General features: G+C 58.3%; 17 protein-coding genes and 1 tRNA gene. 12 read left to right on the top strand and 6 right to left on the bottom strand.

Annotated elements, in window-relative coordinates; genetic code table 11:
- Nucleotides 1-35 precede the first annotated feature (35 nt).
- Genes ACP7AJ_RS03005 through arsS form a run of 5 tightly spaced genes read left to right on the top strand, consistent with a single transcriptional unit; the run spans nucleotide 36 to nucleotide 4,098 of the window.
- Nucleotides 36-728: a TIGR04283 family arsenosugar biosynthesis glycosyltransferase gene (locus tag ACP7AJ_RS03005; protein ID WP_426058696.1), complete on the top strand. Its 693-nt coding sequence runs from the start codon at nucleotides 36-38 to the stop codon at nucleotides 726-728.
- The gene (locus tag ACP7AJ_RS03000) at nucleotides 728-1,732 is read left to right on the top strand and encodes an NAD-dependent epimerase/dehydratase family protein (RefSeq protein WP_426058695.1); all 1,005 of its coding nucleotides are present in this window, start codon (nucleotides 728-730) and stop codon (nucleotides 1,730-1,732) included. The genes ACP7AJ_RS03005 and ACP7AJ_RS03000 overlap by 1 nt, the downstream gene beginning before the upstream one ends.
- Nucleotides 1,725-2,615: an SDR family oxidoreductase gene (locus ACP7AJ_RS02995; RefSeq protein WP_426058694.1), complete on the top strand. Its 891-nt coding sequence runs from the start codon at nucleotides 1,725-1,727 to the stop codon at nucleotides 2,613-2,615. The genes ACP7AJ_RS03000 and ACP7AJ_RS02995 overlap by 8 nt, the downstream gene beginning before the upstream one ends.
- A gap of 57 nt (nucleotides 2,616-2,672) precedes the next feature.
- Nucleotides 2,673-3,005, top strand: a complete 333-nt coding sequence (locus ACP7AJ_RS02990) for an arsenosugar biosynthesis-associated peroxidase-like protein (protein ID WP_426058693.1) — start codon at nucleotides 2,673-2,675, stop codon at nucleotides 3,003-3,005.
- A gap of 37 nt (nucleotides 3,006-3,042) precedes the next feature.
- Nucleotides 3,043-4,098, top strand: a complete 1,056-nt coding sequence (gene arsS / locus ACP7AJ_RS02985; protein WP_426058692.1) for an arsenosugar biosynthesis radical SAM (seleno)protein ArsS — start codon at nucleotides 3,043-3,045, stop codon at nucleotides 4,096-4,098.
- A gap of 76 nt (nucleotides 4,099-4,174) precedes the next feature.
- Here the strand turns inward: arsS and ppk1 are convergent, their stop codons facing one another.
- The 5 genes from ppk1 to ACP7AJ_RS02960 all read right to left on the bottom strand — a co-directional run bounded on the left by ppk1 (nucleotide 4,175) and on the right by ACP7AJ_RS02960 (nucleotide 14,842).
- Complete coding sequence (gene ppk1, locus ACP7AJ_RS02980) at nucleotides 4,175-6,274, bottom strand: polyphosphate kinase 1 (protein ID WP_426058691.1); 2,100 nt, start codon at nucleotides 6,272-6,274, stop codon at nucleotides 4,175-4,177.
- A 143-nt stretch (nucleotides 6,275-6,417) separates the two neighbouring features.
- Complete coding sequence (locus ACP7AJ_RS02975; protein WP_426058690.1) at nucleotides 6,418-6,912, bottom strand: SixA phosphatase family protein; 495 nt, start codon at nucleotides 6,910-6,912, stop codon at nucleotides 6,418-6,420.
- A 176-nt stretch (nucleotides 6,913-7,088) separates the two neighbouring features.
- Nucleotides 7,089-8,912, bottom strand: coding sequence for a GEVED domain-containing protein (locus ACP7AJ_RS02970; protein WP_426058689.1), 1,824 nt, complete (start codon nucleotides 8,910-8,912; stop codon nucleotides 7,089-7,091).
- 292 nt (nucleotides 8,913-9,204) lie between these two features.
- On the bottom strand, nucleotides 9,205-10,479 hold the full coding sequence (locus ACP7AJ_RS02965) for a M43 family zinc metalloprotease (protein ID WP_426058688.1): 1,275 nt from the start codon (nucleotides 10,477-10,479) through the stop codon (nucleotides 9,205-9,207).
- Between the two features lie 379 nt (nucleotides 10,480-10,858).
- On the bottom strand, nucleotides 10,859-14,842 hold the full coding sequence (locus ACP7AJ_RS02960; protein WP_426058687.1) for a metallophosphoesterase: 3,984 nt from the start codon (nucleotides 14,840-14,842) through the stop codon (nucleotides 10,859-10,861).
- Between the two features lie 199 nt (nucleotides 14,843-15,041).
- Here ACP7AJ_RS02960 and ACP7AJ_RS02955 point away from each other — a divergent pair, with 199 nt between their 5' ends.
- Complete coding sequence (locus tag ACP7AJ_RS02955) at nucleotides 15,042-16,379, top strand: Pycsar system effector family protein (RefSeq protein WP_426058686.1); 1,338 nt, start codon at nucleotides 15,042-15,044, stop codon at nucleotides 16,377-16,379.
- 86 nt (nucleotides 16,380-16,465) lie between these two features.
- Here the strand turns inward: ACP7AJ_RS02955 and ACP7AJ_RS02950 are convergent, their stop codons facing one another.
- Nucleotides 16,466-16,705: a hypothetical protein gene (locus ACP7AJ_RS02950; RefSeq protein WP_426058685.1), complete on the bottom strand. Its 240-nt coding sequence runs from the start codon at nucleotides 16,703-16,705 to the stop codon at nucleotides 16,466-16,468.
- Nucleotides 16,706-16,928: 223 nt separating this feature from the next.
- Between ACP7AJ_RS02950 and ACP7AJ_RS02945 the strand changes: the two genes are divergently transcribed.
- From ACP7AJ_RS02945 to ACP7AJ_RS02920, 6 genes are all read left to right on the top strand, one after another.
- A tRNA-Arg gene (locus tag ACP7AJ_RS02945) sits at nucleotides 16,929-17,000 on the top strand.
- Nucleotides 17,001-17,660: 660 nt separating this feature from the next.
- Nucleotides 17,661-18,713 carry a hypothetical protein gene (locus ACP7AJ_RS02940; protein ID WP_426058684.1) on the top strand — a complete coding sequence of 351 codons (1,053 nt, stop codon included), beginning with the start codon at nucleotides 17,661-17,663 and terminating at the stop codon, nucleotides 18,711-18,713.
- 10 nt (nucleotides 18,714-18,723) lie between these two features.
- Entirely contained in the window at nucleotides 18,724-19,110 is a 387-nt protein-coding gene (locus ACP7AJ_RS02935; protein ID WP_426058683.1) for a hypothetical protein, read from the top strand.
- Nucleotides 19,111-19,241: 131 nt separating this feature from the next.
- On the top strand, nucleotides 19,242-19,958 hold the full coding sequence (locus ACP7AJ_RS02930) for a HAMP domain-containing protein (RefSeq protein ID WP_426058682.1): 717 nt from the start codon (nucleotides 19,242-19,244) through the stop codon (nucleotides 19,956-19,958).
- Between the two features lie 57 nt (nucleotides 19,959-20,015).
- Complete coding sequence (locus ACP7AJ_RS02925) at nucleotides 20,016-20,861, top strand: sensor histidine kinase (RefSeq protein ID WP_426058681.1); 846 nt, start codon at nucleotides 20,016-20,018, stop codon at nucleotides 20,859-20,861.
- Nucleotides 20,862-21,495: 634 nt separating this feature from the next.
- A complete protein-coding gene (locus ACP7AJ_RS02920; RefSeq protein WP_426058680.1) occupies nucleotides 21,496-23,046 on the top strand; it encodes a family 43 glycosylhydrolase in 1,551 nt (516 codons plus the stop codon).
- Nucleotides 23,047-23,163 lie beyond the last annotated feature (117 nt).

Genomic DNA, 23,163 nt, shown 5'->3' with positions numbered 1-23,163 from the left:
AACAGGGAATTTGCACCTTTCCGTAACTTCACCCCATGACTCTTAGCGTTATCATTCCGACCTACAATGAGGCCGCTAACATTGCCCGCTTGGTAGCGGACCTGCGCCGCTACGCCCTGGACGGACAGGTTGAAATACTGGTAGTTGATGCCCACAGCCCCGACGACACGGCCGATGCCGCCCGGCAGGCGGGGGCCACCGTGCTGCTGGCTCCCAAGCCCGGCCGGGCCGCCCAAATGAACCACGGCGCCCAGCAGGCTACTGGCGACATTCTCTACTTTGTGCACGCCGACGTGGGCATTCATCCCGACTACGTGGCCACCATTGGGGCGGCGGTAGCGCAGGGGCACGAAGCGGGCTGCTACCGCTTTCGGTTCGATTCCAACCATCCGCTGTTGCGCATCAACAGCTACGGCACCCGGTTCCCGGGCATAATGAGCCGCGGCGGCGACCAGACGCTGTTCGTGACCCAGGCGCTGTTTCAGCGGCTAGGCGGGTTCAACGAGCGGTTTGTTATTATGGAAGACTTCGAAATCATCCTTCGAATTCGGAAGGTGGCCTCGTTCTTTATCGTGCCGCAGGAAGTTCGGGTGTCGGCGCGCAAGTACGAAACCAACAGCTGGCTGCGGGTGCAAATCGCTAACCTGACGGCTTTTTCCCTGTTTTTCCTGAAGGTGCAGCCCACCCGCATTGCCCGCACCTACAAGGCCATGCTCAACTACCGCTGATGCCGCCTACCGTTCTCGTAACCGGCGCCAACGGCTTTTTGGGCCGCCACATCGTGGCCGAGCTCCTTGGGCGGAACTACGGCGTGCGGGCCCTGGTGCGGCCTCAAAACCACGCGGCCGGCTCAGCGCTCCCCCCCCTGCAGCACCTGCCCATCGAGTGCCACGAAGGCGACCTGAGCCAGCCCGCAACATTAGCCGGCGCGGCTGCCGGCTGCACGGCCATTATTCACGCGGCAGCCATGGCCCAGGTCAACCCCGCCCGCAACCCGGCCGTTTGGGCCGCGAACGACACCGGTACCCAAGCCGTGCTCGACCTGGCGCGACAGGCACGCATTGAGCGGTTCGTGTACGTGGGTACGGCCAACGTCTTCGGCTTTGGCACCCAGGCCCAGCCCGGCAACGAAACCCGGCCCTTCGCCGGGGCCCGCTACGGGCTCGATTACATGGACAGCAAACATGCAGCCACCCAACGGGTGCAGCGGGCCGTGGCCGAGTGGCAGCTCCCCGCCGTGCTGGTGCACCCCACCTTTATGCTCGGGCCCGGCGATGCCAAACCTACTTCCAACGCCCTGCTGCTGGAACTGTACCGGGGCCGCCTGCTGGGCTACCCAGCAGGTGGCAAAAACTACGTGCACGTTCGGGATGTTGCCGTGGCTACCGTCAACGCCTTAAATCTAGGACGTGTGGGGGAGTCGTACATTCTGGGCAACCAAAACATGAGCTATCAAGCGGCCTTTTCACTAATGGCCCACATCATGGGCGTGCCGGTGCCGCGCTGGCCCATTCCGGCCGCCGTGGCCCAGGCCTACGGCGCGGCCTGCGACCTTAAATTTCGCTTGAGTGGCCGGCCCGCGCAGCTGAACTCTGCCATGGTGGCTGTGGCGAACGATGGCCATTACTTTAGCGCCCAAAAAGCCATTGCTGAACTTAGTATGCCCCAAACGCCTTTGGAGCAAGCCATCAGGGAAGCGTTCGACTGGTTTAAGAACAACCGCTATGTTTGAATCCAACCCCGTTGCAGGCACCCTACGCACCGCTAGGCCTACCCTCAACCGGGCGCCCTTACCGGCGCGCACCGGTCCGTTTGCGGGCAAGGTGGCCATCGTCACGGGTTCGGAGTCGGGCATCGGCCGGGAAACGGCGCGGGTCCTCTGCGAAAACGGCGCGGCCGTGGTGCTCAACGGCCGCTGCGCCGAGCGCTTGGAGCAAACCCGGCAGCAGTTTGCCGCGGCCGGGCTGGCAGTAGCCAGTTGCCAGGCCGATGTGACGGACTACGCCGACTGCGAGCGACTTGTGAAAACAGCAATTGAAGAGTTCGGCCAGCTCGACATTCTCATCACCAACGCCAGCATTTCGATGCGCGCCTACTTCGCCGACATGCAGCCCGAGGTATTTCGGCAAGTGCTCGACAGCAACGTGTACGGCACCGTGTATCCGCTCAAAGCCGCCCTGCCGCACCTCACCAAAACCAAAGGCAGCGTCACGTTTATTTCCTCGATATCGGCCCTCAACGGCATGCCCAGCGGCTCGGCCTACTGCGCCGGCAAAGCCGCCGTGGCCAACCTGGCCCACACCCTCCGGCTCGAGCTCGACCATACCGGCATTCACTTCGGCGTGGTGCACATTGGCTTCACGCAGAACGATGCCGAAAAACGCGTGCTCGACGCCGAGGGTCAGCCCGTGCCCATAGCACACCGGCCGCCCCGCTGGCAAAAATCGCAGGTGCAGGTAGCCAATATTATTCTGCGCCACATCCGGCGGCGGCGGCAGCGCACGGTGATTTCAGCTCTCGGCCAGCTGATTGTGCTTGTGCATACGTACCTGCCTCGCCTAGGCGATTGGATTGTGCTCACAACAATTCGGCGTCTGCGTCATTTCTACGAATAATCCGATTACCAAACCCGAAGCTTCCCTCATTTTCGTACGTCTTTAATAAATCATCCAATGGCTACTTATTACAACCCCGACGACCTCAAGAAATTTGGCAAAATCGCCGAGTTCCAGCCCGAATTTGCCGAGAAGTTTTTCTCCTACTACGGGGCAGTATTCGCCGAAGGTGCTCTCACAGCGCGCGAAAAGTCGCTTATCGCCCTGGCGGTGTCGCACGCAGTACAGTGCCCCTATTGCATTGATGCCTACACTTCGGACACCCTGGAAAAGGGCTGCACCGAGCCGGAAATGATGGAAGCCGTACACGTAGCCGCTGCCATTCGGGGCGGGGCCACGCTGGTGCACGGCGTGCAGATGATGAATAAAGTCAAAGAGTTATCTATGTAATCGGATTAGGCTGCGGCCTCAGTCGTTATTCATTCCCGTGAAATCAACCAAATCCCTAAAGGCGTCTGGTCACCAACTGGCCGACTCAGCCTTTCAGCTCACGGTCCTCAGCCGCGAAGCAGCCGATACGCTGCACCTGCCGCGGTTTCACGAAAAGCTGCGCGGCGCCGGGCTGTTCCCGTTGCCGTCGGTAGCGCCTGCCATTTTGCAAATCAACGTGGGCAAAATGTGCAACCAGGTGTGCAAGCATTGCCACGTGGATGCCGGGCCCGACCGCAAGGAAATCATGACCCGCGAGACCATGCAGCAGTGCCTGGACGCGCTGGCCAAGAGTGATATCCAAACCGTGGACCTGACCGGCGGCGCGCCCGAGATGAACCCCAACTTCCGGTGGTTTGTGGAGGAAATCAGCAAGCTGGGCCGCAAGGTGCTGGTGCGCTGCAACCTCACCATCATCGTGGCCAACAAGAAGTACCACGACCTGCCCGAGTTCTTTAAGCTGCACGGCGTGGAAGTAGTCAGCTCGCTGCCGTCGTACAGCGCCGACAAAACCGACCGCCAGCGCGGCGACGGCGTGTTTGATGACTCCATCAAGGCCTTGCGGATGCTCAACGCCGTGGGCTACGGCCAGGAGGGCTCCGGGCTGATTTTGAACTTGGTGTATAATCCCAGCGGTGCCTTCATGCCCGGCCCCCAGAAGGGCCTGCAAGACCAGTTCAAGCGGGCGCTAGCTCGTGATTTCAGCATAGTGTTCAATGAGCTTTACGCCATCACCAACATTCCGGTCAGCCGCTTCCTCGACTACCTCATCGAGTCGGGCAACTATGCCGGCTACATGGAAAAGCTGGTGAATGCCTTCAACCCAGTAGCCGCCGCTGGCGTGATGTGCCGCAACACCGTCTCGGTAGGCTGGGACGGCGGTTTGTACGACTGTGACTTCAACCAGATGCTGGATTTGTACGTGGCCAGCCCCGGTAAGCACATTCGGGATTTTGATGCTGAAGCCCTTAGCCGACGGAACATCGTGGTGAACCAGCACTGCTATGGCTGCACTGCCGGCAGTGGCTCAAGCTGCGGCGGGGCGGTGGCATAAGCTTCGAATAGTAGATATTGGCACGGAAGTTTAGGCCCTATCATCACCACGGTCTCGGGCCTGGTGATGATAGGGCCTAGCTTTTTTGCTTCTTCTCGGGTTCGGTCTTGGTGGAGGCCTCCCGCTGCCGCCGTCTCAGGCCTTTCAGCCAAGCGTAAGTAGCTTCCTGGGCTTGCAGTGGTTTCTTCCCGTCTTCGGGCTCGAGATAGTTGTTTTCAAAATCACGGGCCTTCACAGTGTCGTGCCGCTGCAGGTCGAGCAGGAAGCGGACCTCGGCGCGCAAGGCTTCGTCGAGAATGGGGAAGGCCACTTCTACCCGCCGGTCGAGGTTGCGGGTCATCCAGTCGGCGGACGAAACGAAGACTTTTTCTTCGCCGCCGTGGGCAAAAACGTAGACCCGGCTGTGCTCCAGGAAGCGGTCTACGAGGCCGCGCTGGGTGATGTTTTCGCTGAACCCCGCCTGCCCGGGCACTAGGCACCCAATGCCCCGCACAATGAGCTCCACGCGCACACCGGCCGCGCTGGCTTCGTAGAGCTTGGCAATCATGCCGCGGTCTTCCACGGAATTCACCTTGAGGATGATGTAAGCTTCTTCACCTTTTTGGGCCTGCTTGATTTCGAAGTCTATCAGCGCGTTGAGGCCGGGCCGCAGGCCAAAGGGGGCTACCAGTAGGTGCTCCAGCTCGGGAACGGTTTGCTGGTCACGCAGGTAATCGAATACGCCCTCGGCTTCGCGGGTAAGCCGTTCATCGGCCGTGAAAAGGCCGTGGTCGGTGTAGAGCTGGCTGGTGCTTTCGTTGAAGTTGCCAGTGCTGAAGTAGCCGTAGCGGCGCGTGCTTTCATCGTCTTCGCGGCGGGCTATGAGCAGCAGCTTGCTGTGCACCTTCAGCTCGGGAGGGGTGAAAATGACGTTGGCGCCGGCCCGCTGCAGCTTATCCGACCAAAAAAGGTTGGACTCTTCGTCGAACCGGGCTTTCAATTCCACTATGGCCGTCACCTGCTTGCCGTGCTTGGCGGCTTTTAGTAGGGCCTTCACCACTGCGCTTTTGCTGGCTACGCGGTAGAGCGTGATGCTGATGGCCGACACGCGCGGGTCGGTGGCAGCTTCGCGCAGCAGGCGCGTTACGTAATCGAAGGACTGGTAGGGCGGGTGCAGCAGGTGGTCGCGCTGCCCAATAGCGGCCAGCAGGCTGCCCGTGCGCGGCAGCGTGGGGTGCGGAAGGGCCGGCCGGCCGGCGTAGTAAAAGCTGGGCTCGTCGAACTCCGGAAAGCCGAAGAAGTCGCGGAAATTGTGGTAGCGGCTGCCCTCCACCAGCTCTTCATCGGTGATGCCGGTTTTTTGCTTGATGGCCCGCAGCGTTTCCTGAGGCATTTCGGGGTCAAAGAGCAGGCGGGCGGGGAAGCCGGTGGCGCGCTTGCCAAGGCTGCTCCGAATTTTTTCCATTAAGTCGCCCGACACCTCCTCCTCAATATCCAGCTCGGCATCGCGCGAGAGCTTGATGGCGTTGACAGCTATCTGCTCGTAAGCGGGAAAGAGCTCGGCTGCCCCTACTCGGATGACATCGTCGAGAAATAAAACGTAGCGCTCTTCGCCTTCGTCGGGCAGGCGCACAAAACGGCCGCCGTGGCGCTTGGTGGGCAGCTCCATTATCAGCACCCGCTCGTCGGCCAGCTTGGCTTTGGGGTCGCGCGGTTGGCTGAGGAAGAAGGTGAGATAAACCGTTTGGTCCTTGAGAAAGAGGTGGTGCAAGGTTTCGTCGAGCACCACGGGCGAGAGCAGGTCGCGCACCTTGTGCTGGAAGTACTGCTTGGTCCACTCGCGCTGCTTATCCGTCAGCTCTGCCTCGTTCAGCAGGTGAATGTGATTGCGGTGGAGCTCCGGCAGCAACTGCTCCCGAAACGTGACCCCGAACTCTTCCTGCTGCCGGGATACTTCCTCCAGCACCTTGCGCAGCTCCCGCTTGGGCCGCTCGTTGAGCTTGGCCCGGGTTTTCTTCTTGAGCTTCACCAGCCGCCGCAGGGTGGCCACCCGCACTTTAAAAAACTCGTCGAGGTTGCTGCTGAAAATGGCCAGAAACTTTAAGCGCTCCAGCAGTGGCACGGTGGGGCTCTGGGTTTCTTGCAGCACGCGGGCGTTGAAACGGAGCCAGCTTAGGTCGCGGGAAAGGGTTTTCAAAGGGGCAGGTGAGCTCATGAAGCAGAAGTATGATGGCGCCGTGAGGACTTAAGCCTGGCGGCCGGGTTCCTTTACGATTTTGCCAGAAGTAAAGCTACTTCCCGGGTATACCCCAACATTCCTATTTCCTTGGGCCGGGCCGGCTAATCGACGTTTTTGGGCGAATCAAAGAAGTAGAACTCCGCGTTGGCCTTGTCCACTTCCGCCCACTGGCTGCAGGCAAAGTGCAGGCACACCACGGCAGCCGTGGGCATTTCGTTGATAACCGAAGGCGACAAGGCGCTGGCCGTTTCGGTAATGGTGGGGTTGTGGCCTACCAGCAGCACCGAGCCAGCCGTGTCGGGCAGGCCGTGGATGATGGCCAGCAGGTCGTCGACGTCGGCCCCGTAAATGCCTGGCTCAACTATGATTTTGTCGTGCGGGTACTTCATCTCGCGGGCTACCAGCACGGCCGTGCTCATGGCCCGCACGGCGGGCGAGCTCACCACCAAGTCGGGGCAAATGCGGCGTTTGGCCAAGGCTTGGCCCATAACGGGGGCATCGTCGCGGCCACGGTCATTGAGGGGACGTTCCTGGTCGCTAAGCTCATCGAAGCTCCAGCTGGATTTGGCGTGGCGAAGGAGATAGAGGGTTTTCATGGGACGAAGCTAGGGGTGCTTTGCTTACCCCACGCATTAGGAAAAGGTTATGTTAGCCCCTGGGAGGTGTTTCCAGCATACACCCTCAGCTTTCTGGCTCAGGGCAGTACTAAAAACAAAAAGCCCTGGCTTAATAGCCAGGGCTTTTTGTTTTTAGCGGGCTTTGTAACGGCCGCTCATTCTTTTACAAAGCGCTGATGCGTGGTCGAGCTACCATCGCTGATGGTAAGCATATAAATGCCGGACCGCAGTACCGACACGTTCAGCTGACCATCTGCGAAAGACAGGCCCCGCACCTCGCTGCCGCGCAGGTCGTGTACGCTCACCGCGAAGGGCTGCTCGGGGTCGGCGTTGGCCGGGCGGGCGATGCGCAGCACGTTGGTGGCCGGATTTGGGAACAGGGTGTACTGGTCGGCCAAGCCGCCGGTGGTGCTGGTGCGGGCGGCGATGCTGCCGTCGGTGCGGGCGGTGCCTCCGCTCACGCTCACGGTGAAGTCTTCGGTTTCGCCGTAGCTGTAGCTGTTGCAGCTGGTAGTACCCGAGTTGTCGCTCATCACCACGCGCAGGCGGGTGCTGCCGGTTTTGGCAGTGGAAGGCACTGTGAACGTAGCCGAGCGCGTAGACGCCGAGGTGCTGCCAGCAGCGTTCACGATGAGCTCGCCAGCGTCGGTGAATACGCCGTTTTTATTCCAGTCGGCGTAGATTTTAAAGTACTCGGTGTAAGCCGTGCCCGAAAAACCAGCCGAGAAGTAAATGGTGTAGGACGAGCCGGCCGTGACGCTGGCGCTCAGCGCCGTGCCATTGTAGTAGCCCCCGTCGGCGCCCGAACTGCGGTTGATGCCGCCGAGCTGCACCAGGTCAATCCACTCATAGGCCACGCTGCTGCCTTTGCTGGCACAGTACGAGACGGTAGTGCTGGGGGCTGTGCCGCCCGTCGAGGTTTTGAGCGAAGCGCGGGCGCCGCCGTCGGCAAATAGGGCGTTCATGCGGCTGCTTTGGCCGTTCGAGAACATGTACATGCAAGCGTCGTCGGTGTAGTCCATATAGTTCATGAACATGTCGCCGCTGGTGGTGTTGCCGCAGGTGCGGTGTGGGTAAGCCGGGCAGCCGGTGTTGCTGGTTTGGGCTGTCGGCGTATCGGTTACGTAGTCAGTGCCGCAGGAAGCATCGCCCCAGATGTGGCGCAGGTTCAGCCAGTGGCCTACTTCGTGCGTGCCGGTCCGGCCTAGGTTGAAGGGCGCGGTGGCTGAGCCGTTGCGGCCAAAGGCCGACGTGCGGATAACTACGCCGTCGGTAGCAGCCGCGCCGCCCGGAAACTGGGCATAGCCCAGGATGCCCCCGCTTAGGTTGCACACCCATAGGTTGAGGTAGCTACCGGCAGGCCAGGCGTTGAGGCCGCCGGTGGTCGTGCTTTTCATCTTATCGTCGGTGCCCCAGCTGGTGACGGTGGTCGACTTGCGCTGAATGCCCGTGGTGGCGTTGCCGCTAGGGTCGCGCTTGGCCAGCGTGAAGGCAATGCCCACGTCGGCTACGGAGCCTGCGAAGGCCGAAGGCGTCTTGGTCACGTCGGCGTTCAGCTTCTGGAAGTCCTCGTTGAGCACCGCAATCTGAGATTGAATCTGGGCGTCGCTGATGTTCTGGGCCGTGGTGTTGTACAGCACGTGCACCACCACCGGAATGGTAAGCGTGACGGCCGTGCTACGCTGCAGCGGGCCCGCGGGCTGCGCGGCAAATTGCCGGGTTTGCTTCTCGATGTTGGCCAGGCGCTGAGCCATGGCGGGGTCGGCAGCGAGCTGTGCGGCCAGGGCTTCCATGCTGGCGCAGGTGCGCCCCGGCCGGGTATCGGTTAGCCCGGTGATGCCGCCGAGGTTCTGGCGGCTGAGCGGTGCCGGAGCACTTGCTTCATTGGTGGTTGATTTGGCATCCTGAGCCTGGGTAGCGGCCGGAATGCAGGCCAGGCCCAGCAGGCCCAGCGTCAATTTGTACACGTTAAATCTCATGAGAAACTGAAATGATGTGAAATGGTGGAAAGTAAAAACTCAGGAATAGCCCTGATATGAATTTTGAATATACCGCAGTCAAAAGCCATTTACATTGAACATATCACATCCGGCGCGGGGACTAGATGAGAATAATTCAAATATTATCAGAAAAGGAAGAATGGCTAGGACATTTTTTTGTTCTTCGCTGAAGGCAAAAAAAGAGCCGTCCCATAGACGACTCTTTTCTTAACCAAGGCGTGCGCGCAGGCTTTGTGCACTGGCACGCAGTAGCCAGGTGTTGTAGCAGCGGCTATTCTTTTTCGAAGCGCTGGTGGGTTACTTCCGTGCCGTTGGCTATGCGGATGTAGTACAAACCCTTAGGCAGGGAAGCTACCTGCACGTGGCCGTCGCCATCGTAGCGGGCCTGGGTCATTTGCTGCCCACGCAAGTCGTATACGCTGATGGCGTAGTTGCTTCTGGCCTTGCCCTTGATTTCCAGGTTCAGGACGTCAGATGCCGGGTTGGGGTAGAGCGACATGGGCACCACCGCCATTTGGCGCTGGGCCTTAGCCCCGTCCGAAGACTTCAGCAATTCACGGGCGCCGCCCACGGCGAACAGGGCATCCATGCGGCTGCTCTGGCCGGCCGTGAACATGTACATGCACTGGTCGTAGGTATAGTCCATGTAGTTCATGCTCATGTCGCCCTGGTTGTTGCAGGTAATCTTAGGAAAAGTCGGGCAGCCGCCGTTGCTGGTTTGCTGGGTGGGGGTATCGGCCACAAAGTCGTTGCCGCAAGTGGCATCGCCCCAGATGTGGCGCAGGTTCAGCCAATGGCCCACCTCGTGGGTGGCCGTGCGGCCCAGGTTGTAGTTGCTGGCCGTGCCGCCGGGCACCGACGAGTACAGACACACCACGCCATCGGTTGCAGCCGCCCCGCCGGGAAACTGAGCGTAGCCCAGCAAGCCCTGGCCCAGGTTGCAGAGCCAAATGTTCAGGTACTTATCGCGGGGCCAGGCATTGCTACCGCCTTTATTGGTGTACTTAACGAAGTCGTTGCTGCTGAAGGAGCGGGTTTTTGTTTGCACGCGCACCACGCCGTTGGTGACGCCGCCGGAGGGGTTGCGGGTGGCGAGCACAAAGCGCACGTTGGTGGCCGAGGCTACCCCGGCGTACAACGACGGCACGTTGTTGACGTCGCTGTTCATTTTGGCAAAGTCCTCGTTCAGCACCCGTATCTGGTCTTCGACCTGAGCCTGGGGCACGTTCTGGGCGGCGGTGTTATACACCACGTGCACGACCACCGGAATGGTAATGGTAGTGGTGCCGTCGGTGGTAGAGCGCTGCAGCATGGTGGGCTGGGCCAAATAGCGCCGGGTTTGGGCCTCAATGGCTTCCATGCGCTGGGCGCGGGCGGGGTCGGCGGCCAGCTGGCTCTCAAAAACTTCCATTGTGGCACAAGCGCGCCCTGGCGTGGCCTGCTGCACCGGAGACTGGTCGGGCGCTTTGCGCATTTGCGCGTCCTGCGCAAACAAAGAGGCAGCACTGCCCAGTAGGGCCAGCGCGGAGAGGTATACCTTCTTCATGTAGTAGTTTGGAAATAGAGTGTGGAAAAGGTGAAAAACGAATGAAATGCGGCGGAAATCCGAGTATCAACTCAGAGCAATAAACGGGTTCAACGTTGCCATATAATTAAGGTTATGGTTGTTTTTGGCTTAAAAAATGAAATAATGTTTGTCAAAATTGAATTCACTGATAAAAAACCCGATTTGACTAACACCGGCTGGGTTATAACGGAAATCAGTGTTTAACAGAAAGCCAAAATTTTGCACATACCCAAGGAACTAACTGGTAGCGTGTAAAATAAAAAGCGTCAGTCAATTCTTCGAAGTCAACTCTGGAGTTGACTTCGAAGAATTGACTGACGCATTGGTTATACCTACTAAGTACGCTGCGGTTTATCCGCTAAAAGAGGAAGTCGAAGCCAAGGAAGAGTAGCCGCTCCTCCCCTTTTGAATACGTGACATTGATAACGGCCTGCTTGAGTATGTCGACGTAGACGCCCCCACCGAAACCGGTGTGCAGTGCGCCTAAGCCGGTGCGCACGTCGTTATCGGAATACACCCGGCCGGCATCGGCCAGGCCCAGCACACCCAACTTACCCGGAAACAGGTAGGCATTGAACGAGAGCAGCTGGATGCGCGCCTCAAAGTTACCGTAGAGGCTGCCGCGGCCAGCGTAGCGCGTGCGGCGGTAGCCGCGCAGGTTGGTGGTCCCGCCAAGGGTATTGGCTTGGTAGAAGCGGTAGTCGCCGATATTACGGGTCACGCCCAGGCGGCCGGCGTACGTGATGTGAACGGGGAAGTTGGGCGTGAGGTAGGCTCGGATTTCCGAAGTCAGGCGGCCAAAGCGCAGCCGCTCGTCGTTGAGTTGAAAGTTGTATTGCGCCTCGTTGTACCAACGGATGCCGATGCGCGGGTTTTTGGGCGAAGAGCTGGCGTCGAGGTTGAAGTACAGCAGGCCGCCGAGGTAGTGGTTGGGCCGAAAATCGGAGGCCCGAATACCAAAGCGGCGGTTCTCGTAAGTGACTTCATCGTTGGCGTTGGTGAGGCTGTCGCGGATAACCGAGCCGATGGGCTCCTTCTCTACCTCAAACCGGTCGTACTGCGGGCCATAGCCCATGGTGAGGAAGCTGAACAACTTGCGCTCCAGCGTGGGGGCAATGGTGAGGCGCTCAAAACGCACGCGGTACGCCGAGTTCACGGTGCGCACCGTTACCCGGTCGCGGTTGGCATCGGGCGAGGCAAAGTTTTGGGTGTTGTTGCCGATGCCAAAGAAGTTGTACAGCAGCTGCGGGCCATAGTACTGGGCCGCCACGCGCAGGTCGTGCTTGCCAAACACCCGCGTGAACTGCCCCGTGTAGCGCAGGTTATACGCTTCGCGGGCCGGGGCGAAGTTGGCCACCAGGGTTTGCTCCGAGGCAAAGGGCTCGCGGCGGAAGCCGTAGCGGCGATGCGTGATGCCGCCGCCCAGCAGAATACCGTCGTCGATGTTGAAGCCGAAGAACAGGGCCGGACCGGTGTAGTTGAGGCGGTAGTCTTTGAGGTCGAAGCGCTTGGGGTGGTCGTAGCGGCTCACGTCGACACCCGGCTCCAGATGCAGGCGCGCATCCTTGCCCACGTTGATGACGTTGCCGGTGTCCCCATCGTACACCTGAATTTTGTGGCGGAAGCCGCCCACGTTGCTCACGTCCGTAATCGTGTCGCGGTCAGTGCCGCCTATTAGGCGCATTTCAATGCCCTTTTTGGCCTGGCCCTTCACCTCGTATACGTCGGCACCGCTGATGCCATAGAGGCGCAGCTCTCTGGTAACGTCGTACTCTAACTCGCGTTCAAAGAGGGTTTTGCTGAGCTTGCCCTCCTTCGTGATTTTGCGCACCTGCACGCGGCTGTTGCCGTTGGGCAGGCGCTCCACTACAAACCTCTCGTTCTTCTGGCTGCCGCGCACTTCCACAATTTCCGAGAGCAGATTGGAATACTTGGCGGCCAGGTCGGGCAGCAGTTCGCGGCGGCTTTTGAGCTTGGCAATGATTTCGGGGGCGTGCAGGTTGTAAATCTCTTTGGACCAACGCTCCCGAAACGCCTTCTCGATGATTTCATCGGTCAGGTGCTCCTTCATGTAGGTGGCTTGGGCCACCCACTGCTCGCGGGTCACGCCGCTCAGGAAAGTGCGGTCGTTGGCAAGGGCGGTTTGGTTCAGGCCCTTGTAGTCGGCATAGTCGTAGCCAAAGTTCTGGAAATTGCGAATCGCAAACTTGCGGCTCACGAGATAGGGCAGCAGGCCATCGCCCTTAAAGAAAACGATGTCGCGGTCTTCGGGCACGGCCGTGAACGTGCGGTCGCCGTCCTTGCTCTTCACCTCGGCCCAGCGCCACTGGTCTTCATGCCGGTCCCAGTCGCCCACCCACATATCGAAAAGGCGCGTGCGGGCGAAGGCCACCGCGTCAATCTTGTTGTCGTTGTCTTCGAGTACGCGCTCGAGCAGGCGCTCGGTGCCCACCAAATTTTTGGCGTAGCTCAGGCTGGCAACGTTGCTTTGGTCGTCTTTGGCGTCTTCCTCCAGGGCCGCGGGCCGGTTGGCAAAGGTGCTGTAGTACTGGCCCAGCAGGGGGTCTTGCGGAATATAGACGGGCTCGGGGTTAGTATGCAGAATGCCGGCGGCGGTGCCTAGCGGCGGCAGCACAAACGAGCCATAAGGGTGCTGCGCTGAAATCTGGTCCTGCAGCACGTCTTTTGCCAAGCCGTTGCGCAGGCTCTCGGGCAGCACGGCGGCGGGGTCTTTGTCAATGCCGCGTAGCGAGAAGTTGTGGCCGGCTTCGTTGCGCAGCTTCAGCGAAGCCGTTTGCTTGCCGCCGCCGGTTTTGTAAGGCACCAACCCGCCTTTGGCCGTAGCCAGGTCCAGCACGGGCAGCTTTACGGGCGTGGCCCACTCCTGTCGGTAGTGCTTGCCCAGCAGCCAATTGTGCACGCGGCCGTGCTGGTTGTAGGCCGGGTTTATGGCCACCGTCACGGTGCTGTCGCGGAAATCGGGCCGAGCCAGGGGCAAGGGCTGCACCACTACGTCCTGGTCGTCTTTTTTCTTTTGTTTGTCCTCGGGAGTTACGGGGGGCGCCGGGGTGGTGGCCACGTCGGTCGTGGTTTTGGCATAGAGCGGGGTCCGGAACACCACGCGGGCCTTGTCCCCGTTGCCTTCAGGCACGAAGTATTCGGTCCAGACCTGCCCGTCGTCGTAGTAGTTCACGCGGGCAAATCCCTTCTCCTTGTCCGAGAAAATGGCCCCGCCGTCTTTGCCGGGCTTAACGTGCTGGGTTTTGCAGCCCGAGCCGCTCACAATACAGTGCGTGTCGCCCTCCTTAAAGTACTGCAGGTTGTGCTCGTGGCCGGCAGCGTAGATTATGTTCGGGTATTTGTTGAAGATGTTCATCAGCCCTTCCTTATAAGCCTGGTAGGAAGGGTGGGCAATGTCCTGGCTGATGCCGCCGTACTTGCGGGCAAACGGGTAGATGGAGCCGATGATGGGCAGCGGCAAAAATGCGTACTTCCGCACAATGCTGAGTGGAAAAATATGGTCGGCCAGCGTAAAATAGCCACCGTGCACGCCGTCGCTGAACAAGGGGTGGTGCCCCACCACCATGATATTCTTGTCTTTGTTGCGGGCGATGATGTCTTCGAGCTGGGCCATGAAATCGGTTTCATCGTCGACTCCGCAGCCTCCGTCCGAGCCGTAGGGCCGCTCGTTCTGTTGGGTCAGAAACCACTGCGAGTTGATGGTAATGAGCACCAAGTCGTCCTGCAGCCGGATTTCGTAGGGGCCGGGGCAACCGTTGGCCGGCGTGATGAAGTCGCCGGTGTAGGAAAAAGCGGCCGAGTCGCTGGCCATGTAGGTTTCGGCGTAGCGCTGCTCACGTATCACCTGCTCCAGGCCCCCTTTCAGGCCCTGCTTCCAGTCGTGGTTGCCCGGAATCATGTACTTCTCGCCCTGGTAGCCGCGCAACACGTCAATCTGGTCGCGCAGGCGGCGCTCCGACTCCTTGCGGTCATAGGCGCCCTCCTCGGGCATGCCGTACTCGTAAATATTGTCGCCCAAGTAAATAGTGGTGCTCTTGGCCCCCGCTGCCATAATCTGCTTGCGCATAAAATTCAGCGACGGCTCGCCGCCTTTGGCCGCATCAATGGGCTTGCCGACGTCGCCAATTAAAAACACCGAATACCGGATGCGCGAACTGTCGGGCGGCAGGGTCTTTTCCCAGCCAACGCCTCCGCGGCGGTAATTGGGGCGGGAGTATTTAGGGTTTTGGTCTGATTCGCCCTGGGCCAGGGTACTCAATGGGAACGCCAAAACCGCGCAAAGCGTTAGCAGCGCGGGTCGAAAGCGAAAAAATAAGGGCATAAAGCTAAAAATGGATGGGGCACCGAAGCCCTAACGCGGGTACTGAAGTAAACGTACGACCGGCGCGGGAATGACCTGCTTAGGCCCGTTACGCAAAGCACCGCGGTGCGGTTAGGCTTGTGTTTTTTAACTTCTGTTCAACGCTTCGCGTTCAATGCTGGCAAGCCCGCCGGATGAATCGGCCGTAGCTTAGCCTGTCATGGAAGAACTTACCCCCGATACGGTCGACACCGCCCCCCCTGCTGCACCGGGCACGCCGACCGATTCTCTTGAAAAGGACACTCCCCCTGCTCCCGCAGCCCTGCCCATCGATGCCGCTGAGAAGGCCCCTAAAGCCAAAGTATCCGCGCTGGTAAAGGAGGCTCAGGCCTACGTAACCGAGCTTTTTGGCAAGGAATTGCCCGCCAAGCTTACCTACCACGCGCTGCGCCACACCGAGGTAGTAGCCAAAGAATGCCGTGCGCTGGCGCAGGCCGCCAACCTCAGCCCCGACGATACCGAGGCCCTGCTGCTGGCAGCATGGTTTCACGACACCGGCTACCTCGATGTATACGACGGCCACGAATTCCGCAGCATGGAACGCGCCCGCGCCTGGCTAACCGAGCGCGGCGTCGATGCCGGACGCATCCAGCTTGTGCAGGAACTCATTAAGGCCACGCACCGCGACTCCGCGTCTGAAACCGAGCTCCAGAAAATGCTCACTGATGCCGACATGAGCAACCTGGCGCGCGAAGACTTCCGCTCCAACGCCGAGCTGCTGCGCACCGAATGGGAGCTGGTGCTGGGCAAAACCTACTCCAACCCTGAATGGGCCGAGCTGCAGCTCAACTTCATGCTCGAGCATAAGTACGAGTCGGAAGCCGGCAAGGACCGCTACGAAAAGCCCTTCAAGGTGAACATTGCCGAGCAGCGCGAGCAGTTGAAGAAAACCGAGAAAAAAAAGAAAAAGAAGTCAAAGGAGCTAAGCGAAACCTTCGCCGACCCCAAGCGCGGCGTGGAAACCATGTTCCGCACCATGTACAACAACCACATCAAGCTTTCTGACATGGCCGACAAAAAGGCCGGCATGATGATTCAGCTTAATGCGGTGCTGCTGTCGGTTATCATCACCTACCTGGGTGCCAAGAGCTCGGCCCTGGGCCCGGCCTTTACCCGCAACCCGGTGCTGGCCGTTCCCATGAGCATCCTGCTGCTCACGTCGCTGGCCTCGGTGGTCACGGCCATTCTCTCGGCCCAACCCGACGTCACGAGCTTTAAGTGGCTTAAGAAAAGCCCCGAAATTGCCACCAACCGCCGCGTGAACCTGCTCTTTTTCGGCAACTTCACCAAGCTCAGCCTCGACAATTTCCAGTCCGGTATTCGCGAGCTCATGCAACAGAAGGAAGGCCTCTACACCAACATGGTGACCGACGTGTACTACCTCGGCGAAGTGCTCTCGCGCAAGTACGGCCTGTTGCGCACCAGCTATTCGGTATTCATGGTCGGGCTCATCCTCACGGTACTGTCGTTTATTATTGTACTGCTCTACAAGTCGTAAGGCTTAGCACCACCGAAGCAAGGCCGTGCTCGCGGGTGTTCGTCTCAGCGGGCTGCTCGCGTTTCGGTAGCCCAGGGCCACCACCTTCACCCGGTACTGTCCCGGCAGCACGGCACGCGTTCCAGCACAAATTTCCTCAGGGCATCGGTGTCCGTGCCCTGCGCTACCACTGCCGAGTCGGGGCTGCTCACTAGCACTATGTTCGCAAATTCAACGGGCCGCCGCTGCTCATCCAGCACTTGGCCGGTAAGGTGAGCGCCCGGCAATATCTGGGCCGGGGCAGAGGATGCCAGCAGGCAAAACACCAGCAAGTAGAGTTGCCGCATCGGGGTAGCTGCAGAAAAAAAGAAATTGAACGACCTGTTGTGCAGCGGGTACCAGCTATTTGTTTATTCGTTACAGGGACCATTCACTTTTTATAGGTAAACAAAAGACGTGTTACTGCTCAGGCCGCGAGCAGTTGGCGGCACCCAACTCGGTATGGCGCATCGCAAGCAGGCGCTTGCCTCACCTGCCCGATACCTTACCTTTGCATGACTTACCCGTTCTGGCTGCGTAGTTCAACGGATAGAATAGGCGTTTCCTAAACGCTTGATATGGGTTCGATTCCCGTCGCGGCCACTAAAAAAGGCTGCTTCCTTGAGGAAGCAGCCTTTTTTAGTGGCCTGCCCACCACGCCGCCTGCAACTGCACCGGTCAGCCCTGAAGAACGTAAGCCCTGGTCTGCAGCATTGTCCCCTCCCCCTCCGAGGCCTCAGCGGCAACCACGACTGCGGGCAAAAGATGCCTGGTGCCTCTTCTCTCAGCCCTCGGCTCTGTACACCTTTCTGGCAGGCTAAACGGCTTCATACAGTCTTCAGTCCAGCGTTCGCACCTCCACCAATAAGTTGTCCAATGCTGTGCTCGCGAGGCCTTGTAGCAGGTATTGGGTCACAGCCCGCTTCTTCGCGGCTTTAGAGCAGTAGGCCATATTCTGGCGCTTCAGGATTCCAGTAAGCGAGAAGTACTGGTCGGTGCAGCAGCAAAGGACGTCTCAGCTTTATAGCCCCTACAACCCATTATTTCTGATTCGGCCTTGTTGTACTATAATAACCTAATCTTGAAGTATATTTGGCAGCATTGCTCTATAATGCTTTATTAAATAAAAAAAATTATTCTAAGCATGTAGTCATACTAAATTCTTGCGGATGCGCTTCCTACAGTAGGAATGTGCTGCTAATGAAACAAAGTGATACACCTCCCTCCTCAAGCTAGGAAGTATTAAAAACCAACGCGTGGCGTATGAAAATAAACTTTTACTCACGCATTGTCCTGCTACTTGGTTTGCTAGCAGGCGTTGTCCCACGCGCCTCCGCTCAACGAACTCAAATCAGGGGGTTCGTCGACGCCCTGACCTACTACCAAAACGGCAAAGTAAACTTTGGCCTTGGCGAGCAGGACTTGTTCATTACCTCCGAGATAACGGAGCGCCTGTCCTTCCTCGGGGAAACCGTGTTCAGGTTCTCGCTCGCTTCGCCCACTAATTTTAACATCAGCGTCGAGCGCATAATTCTGAAATATAATTACGCGGGCAACCACAGCGTCTTGCTCGGCAAGCACCACACGCCCATTAACTACTGGAACGACACCTATCACCACGGCCGGGTATTTTTTCCCACCATCGACCGGCCCCTGCTGTTCGCGCAGGGCATTATTCCGATCCACACCACGGGCGTGAGCTTGCAGGGGCAAAACCTGGGCGGCATCCGCTTCGGCTACGATGCCATGGTGGGCAACGGCATCGGGTCGGGCGATGTGGCGGATAACAACCCGGTAAAGTCCGTGACGCTGGCCGTGCACATCAAGCCCACCGACGGCATGCGGCTAGGCGCCTCCCTGTACCACGATGCCATCTCGAAAGGCAGCACCATGCACAACCACTCGGGCGGTGGAGGGGTAAGGCCAGTGGCTCTCACCCGAATAAATCAGGACATCGTGACGGGCTCCATTTCCTACAATGATTCGATTTCCTCCAAGAAATTTGAATTATTGGCCGAAAGCAGCATAGTCTCCAGCCAGTCCGACAGCCTGGGCATGCAGCGCGCCGTGGCTACTTATGTCTATGCCGGCCTGCGCCTGACCGAAAAATTCATTCCCTATGTCCGCTTCGACGACATTCGGTTTACCAGCAACCGGGAAGTGTACTTTCTCTCCGGCAACACTCAATCCTTTGTAGCTGGCCTGCGCTATGAGTTAAGTTATCTGGCTGTTCTCAAGCTCGAATACCAACACGTCACCAGCCCCTTGCACACCACCCCCGACAAGGTCACTTTCCAGGTTGCCGTTGGCTTTTAATTCGTTCTGTATGGCTTGGGTGTATCGATTTACGTTCTGTTTGCTGCTTATCATTGTGCATGGCCGCGCGCCGGCGCGCGCGCAGGACCTCAACCTCGTGGTAATTGGCAATGGCAAAGGGGTGCCGCCCGAGATGAAACTGGCACAGCTGAGGTCGACCATGAAGGGGGAAAAGCTCCGCTGGCCCGATGGCAGCAAAGTGGTAATAGCCCTCCTGAAAACCACCACGCCCATCGGCCAGAACACCAGCCGTAAAATCTATAACATGAGCGCCAACGAGCTGAACAAGTACTGGCTGGCGCTGGTGTTCCAAGGCAAAGCGGATGCGCCCAACTTCTTCAACTCCGAAGCCGAGCTAACGGAGTTTGTTGCCCAAACACCGGGGCCATCGGCGTAGTGAACCAACCCGCACCGGGCAGTAAAACCATCACTATTGACGGGAAAAAGTTTTTATAAGGACAGCCCCTATTCGGCCTGCTACCCAAAGGCCCGCCTGGTATGGTAAACAACTCACGTCTTTCGGCCATCATGAACGTTGTCCGTCGCATGCGCCTCACGGTCAAGACTAAAATCTGGTTGGCGGTGACGAGCATTGTCCTGCTGTTTTCCTTCTTCGTCCTTTTCTACCTGCCCGTCATTCAGGAGCGCAGCCTGCTGAACAACTTCAACAAGGACGTGCAAAACCACGCCAACACGGTGGCGCTGGGGGTGAAAATTGCCATGACTGAACAAAATTTCCAGGGCGTGCAAACGGCCATGGACTTCGTGAAGAAGGACCCCCTCCTGCAATTTGTGAGCTTGCTCCACACCGATACTGTTTGGAACGCCAACCACACCAAGTACCGCATCAACCGGACAGTTTTCAAGACCTACCCCGAGCAAAAGAAGGTAAACGTTGACGCCACGTCCAGTGACTCCTCGGTGGTCAAACGGACCAGTTTCAGCACGCCCATGATGACTGGTGAAATCATGCTATCGTTCTCCACCCGGGAAATTGTGCAGAGCAAACGGCAGATTCGAATCACCTCGCTGTTCTTTAGCTTCCTGGTGTTCAGCATCGGCATCGGAATTGGCTTTGGCTTGGCCAAAAGCATATCGGTGCCGGTTCTGAAGCTCCGGGATGCCGCCACCAAAGTGGGGCGGGGCGACCTTACCCAGCGCGTGCAAAGCAATTCGCGCGATGAAATTGGGGAGTTGGGCACGGCGTTCAACAAAATGGTGACCGACCTCTCAACGACGCGCTAGGAACTCGACGCCCGCACCAGCGAATTACTGGTCGAGCAGCGAAAGTCTGACGACTTATTGGAAGGACTAAAGCGCACGCTGGCCGACCTGCGCGAAACCCAGGAACAGCTAATCCGGCAGGAAAAACTGGCCTCGATTGGCCAGCTCACCAAGGGGCTGGTAGACCGGCTGCTCAATCCGCTGAGCTATATCAACAACTTTTCCGACATCTCGCTGGAGCTTTTGGCCGAATGCCAGGAGTTGCTTCCCTCGGAAGTTTACGCCGACGAATCCATTCAGACGGAACTGGTGCCCCTGCTCGCGATGATTGAAACCAACGCCGGCAAAATCAAAGACCACGGCGCTAGCCTCACCCGGATAGTGCGCAGCATGGACAAGCTCCTGCAAGTAAAGTCGAATGAGTTCGTCGAAGTCGACCTCAATTCATTCATTGACGAACAGCTGGTGGCGTACAGAAACGAGTTAGATGAAACACACCACCATGTTGGCCTAGAGCTGATTAATGGTACCAACCCAGAAAATATCTCTGTTAGAATAGTGCCTACCGAGATGAGTACGGTCGTGTTTAGCCTGCTCAATAACGCGATGTACGCCGTGCTTGAAAAATCCTTACGGCACCCCGATTTTCAGCCCCAGCTTACTGTCGCTACAATCTTTCGGGAAGACGGAGTAGAAATTCAGGTTCGTGACAATGGAGCGGGCATTTCTGCCGTTGAAAAAGAGCAGTTGTTTTCTCCCTTTTTCACCACAAAGCCTACTTCTAAAGGCACGGGCCTGGGCCTGTTTATCAGCCAGGATATTGTCAGGACTCACAAAGGTCACATCACCGTGGAGACTTGCCAGGACGTGTGTACCACGTTCACCATCAACTTGCCCACCGCAGCGACCGTGTCCGTGGGTTGATTACGCACGCCGTGCCAGCACAATACGCAGAGTGCGTTGCTCAGTAGCCTAGGTGCGGAAAAACGCCATACCTAAACGTGCCCGATGGCCACGCCTTCGGCTCAGGGCCCTGACCGGAATTAACATTTTAGTTCTGCGGCACATGGCCAGCTGAGCTCCAGCGCCATGCATTGTGCTCTTCAATATGAGATGAAGCGCTTTGTAAAGTTTATCTCATTTTCCCGCTGCCTACTAACCCTCCCGAATCATCGCTCAACAGCAGTGCCCTCATTGCAGGCACTCCATTGCAAGATTATTCGCACGCATATTCTTAGTAAAATATAATTTTGCTCTGCTTTGATACCTGCAAATACTAGGAAGTGGCCCCAAATATGTTTAAGTATTTCACGGCAACACGCAATCTTGAACATAGCTAATTTTGCTTATTCAAGGCTCTTTACGCTATAAATCTCTACGTATTTATTCTAAAGGCATTCGTCTAGTCCACCTCTACGTTCGACGATTACTTTAGTTGGTTCATCCAAAAAAATTACAGTTTCCGCTTTAGTATCAATTTCGTTAGCGTACCTTTAAATATGGAAACGAAGCCGCACTACGGCTTGCTATTCTATCTATCCTTTTTTCACATCCCACCGTGTCAATCGAACTAGTACTGGCGGCCCCATTGGGCTCCATTGCCCTCGGCATTTCGCCTGAGGTTGCCCCATCTCCCGCCCGCCGCACCTACGACCGCGTGGTGCTGCCCGGCGACTTCCCCGACCCCACCGTCACCAAAATTGGCGACACCTATTATGCTAGTGCTACCTCGGCCGAGTGGGGCGCCGTGTTCCCGATATTCAGCTCCCATAATCTGCTCGACTGGGAATTAATATCCCACGTTTTCCCCAGCAAAGTGCCGGATTGGGCCAGCTCCAACTTCTGGGCGCCCGAATTTCACTACGAAAACGGCCGCACCTACATGTACTACACTGCCCGTAAGAAAGGTGGCATGCTGTGCGTAGCCGTGGCCAGCGCCGACCACCCTGAAGGTCCTTACACTGACCACGGCCCACTGGTAGGCCAGGAGGCTGGCTCCATCGATGGCTTTGCCATGCCCGATGAAAACGGCGACCTCTACCTCATCTGGAAAGAAGACGGCAACTCCTGTCACCAAGACACGCCCATCTGGGCTCAGCGCCTCAACGACGACCGCACCGCTCTCATCGGCGAAGCCACCGAGCTGTTTGGCAACGACGTGAAGTGGGAAGGCCCCCTGGTGGAGGGCTCGGCCCTAGTGCACCACAACGGCTACTTCTACATGTTTTACGCCGGCAACAGCTGCTGCGGCAAGAGCTGCAACTACGCGACCGGTGTGGCCCGCTCGAAGGCCTTACTGGGCCCGTGGGAGAAGTACGACCAGAACCCCATCCTCGACCGCAACACTACCTGGAAATGCCCCGGCCACGGCACCGTTACCCAAATGGACGGCCGCTGGTTTCTGCTCCATCACGCCTACCTCGCCGAGAGCCACGAGTTTGTAGGCCGCCAAGGCTTGCTGAGCGAATTCACTTGGAACGAAGAAGGCTGGCCCGAGTTTGAGCGCCGCAGCCCCCAGGCCGCTCCGCTCACCGATGTGACCCGCCTCAACGTCGCGGAAGAGTTTGAGGGCGACCAGTTGGGCCTGGAATGGCAGTGGCCCATTGGGCAGCAGCCCAAAACCACCGTCCGCGACGGCCAACTGCGCTTGGGAGCCAGCCCCTCGCGCCTCGGTGCCATGGTAGCCCGGCGCTCCAATGTTGCCACCTACAAGGCAGCCACTACCTTGGATTTCGCTAGTCTTCCCGAGGACACTTTTGCGGGCTTGGCCGCCATCGGCGACCCCTACAATGCCTTGGCCATCATGGCCGGCAACGGGCAAGTGCAAATCTGGCACCTGAAGAGCGGCAAGCAGCAGTCGCTGGTGCAGGTGTTCATCGACCCTTGCGATACCATCACCCTCCGCCTGGAAGTGTGGGGCGGCCAGCGCTACCGTTTCGCCTACAGCACCGATGGTGCCTCTTGGCAGCCTCTGCCCACCGAAAGCTTCAGTCTCAATGGCACGTACCTGCCGCCCTGGGACCGCGGCGTGCGCGTGGGCCTGGTGGCTCAGGGCGAAGAAGGCAACACTGCTGTTTTCAACAACTTCATAGTTCGCAACAAGCGCTAGCTGTTGGCACCTAATTGACAAAGGCAGGTCACCCGAGGGGGAGACCTGCCTTTTTTGTGTGAGACAACCTCAACGAAGGAAGCAACTACGAGCCTTTCGAAGATCAGTTTATAATAG

This window comes from Hymenobacter sp. B1770 (assembly GCF_049896385.1).
GTDB lineage: Bacteria > Bacteroidota > Bacteroidia > Cytophagales > Hymenobacteraceae > Hymenobacter.
Note: the sequence above shows the minus strand (reverse complement) of the source record. Positions and strands in the feature narration are given on the sequence as shown.

What these genes read in the sequence shown, in the direction of transcription:
- ACP7AJ_RS03005 (WP_426058696.1), top strand. Translation starts at nt 36, where the DNA reads ATGACTCTTAGCGTTATCATTCCGACCTACAATGAGGCCGCTAACATT.
- ACP7AJ_RS03000 (WP_426058695.1), top strand. Translation starts at nt 728, where the DNA reads ATGCCGCCTACCGTTCTCGTAACCGGCGCCAACGGCTTTTTGGGCCGC.
- ACP7AJ_RS02995 (WP_426058694.1), top strand. Translation starts at nt 1,725, where the DNA reads ATGTTTGAATCCAACCCCGTTGCAGGCACCCTACGCACCGCTAGGCCT.
- ACP7AJ_RS02990 (WP_426058693.1), top strand. Translation starts at nt 2,673, where the DNA reads ATGGCTACTTATTACAACCCCGACGACCTCAAGAAATTTGGCAAAATC.
- ACP7AJ_RS02975 (WP_426058690.1), bottom strand. Translation starts at nt 6,912, where the DNA reads ATGAAAACCCTCTATCTCCTTCGCCACGCCAAATCCAGCTGGAGCTTC.
- ACP7AJ_RS02970 (WP_426058689.1), bottom strand. Translation starts at nt 8,912, where the DNA reads ATGAGATTTAACGTGTACAAATTGACGCTGGGCCTGCTGGGCCTGGCC.
- ACP7AJ_RS02965 (WP_426058688.1), bottom strand. Translation starts at nt 10,479, where the DNA reads ATGAAGAAGGTATACCTCTCCGCGCTGGCCCTACTGGGCAGTGCTGCC.
- ACP7AJ_RS02960 (WP_426058687.1), bottom strand. Translation starts at nt 14,842, where the DNA reads ATGCCCTTATTTTTTCGCTTTCGACCCGCGCTGCTAACGCTTTGCGCG.
- ACP7AJ_RS02955 (WP_426058686.1), top strand. Translation starts at nt 15,042, where the DNA reads ATGGAAGAACTTACCCCCGATACGGTCGACACCGCCCCCCCTGCTGCA.
- ACP7AJ_RS02950 (WP_426058685.1), bottom strand. Translation starts at nt 16,705, where the DNA reads ATGCGGCAACTCTACTTGCTGGTGTTTTGCCTGCTGGCATCCTCTGCC.
- ACP7AJ_RS02940 (WP_426058684.1), top strand. Translation starts at nt 17,661, where the DNA reads ATGAAAATAAACTTTTACTCACGCATTGTCCTGCTACTTGGTTTGCTA.
- ACP7AJ_RS02935 (WP_426058683.1), top strand. Translation starts at nt 18,724, where the DNA reads ATGGCTTGGGTGTATCGATTTACGTTCTGTTTGCTGCTTATCATTGTG.
- ACP7AJ_RS02930 (WP_426058682.1), top strand. Translation starts at nt 19,242, where the DNA reads ATGAACGTTGTCCGTCGCATGCGCCTCACGGTCAAGACTAAAATCTGG.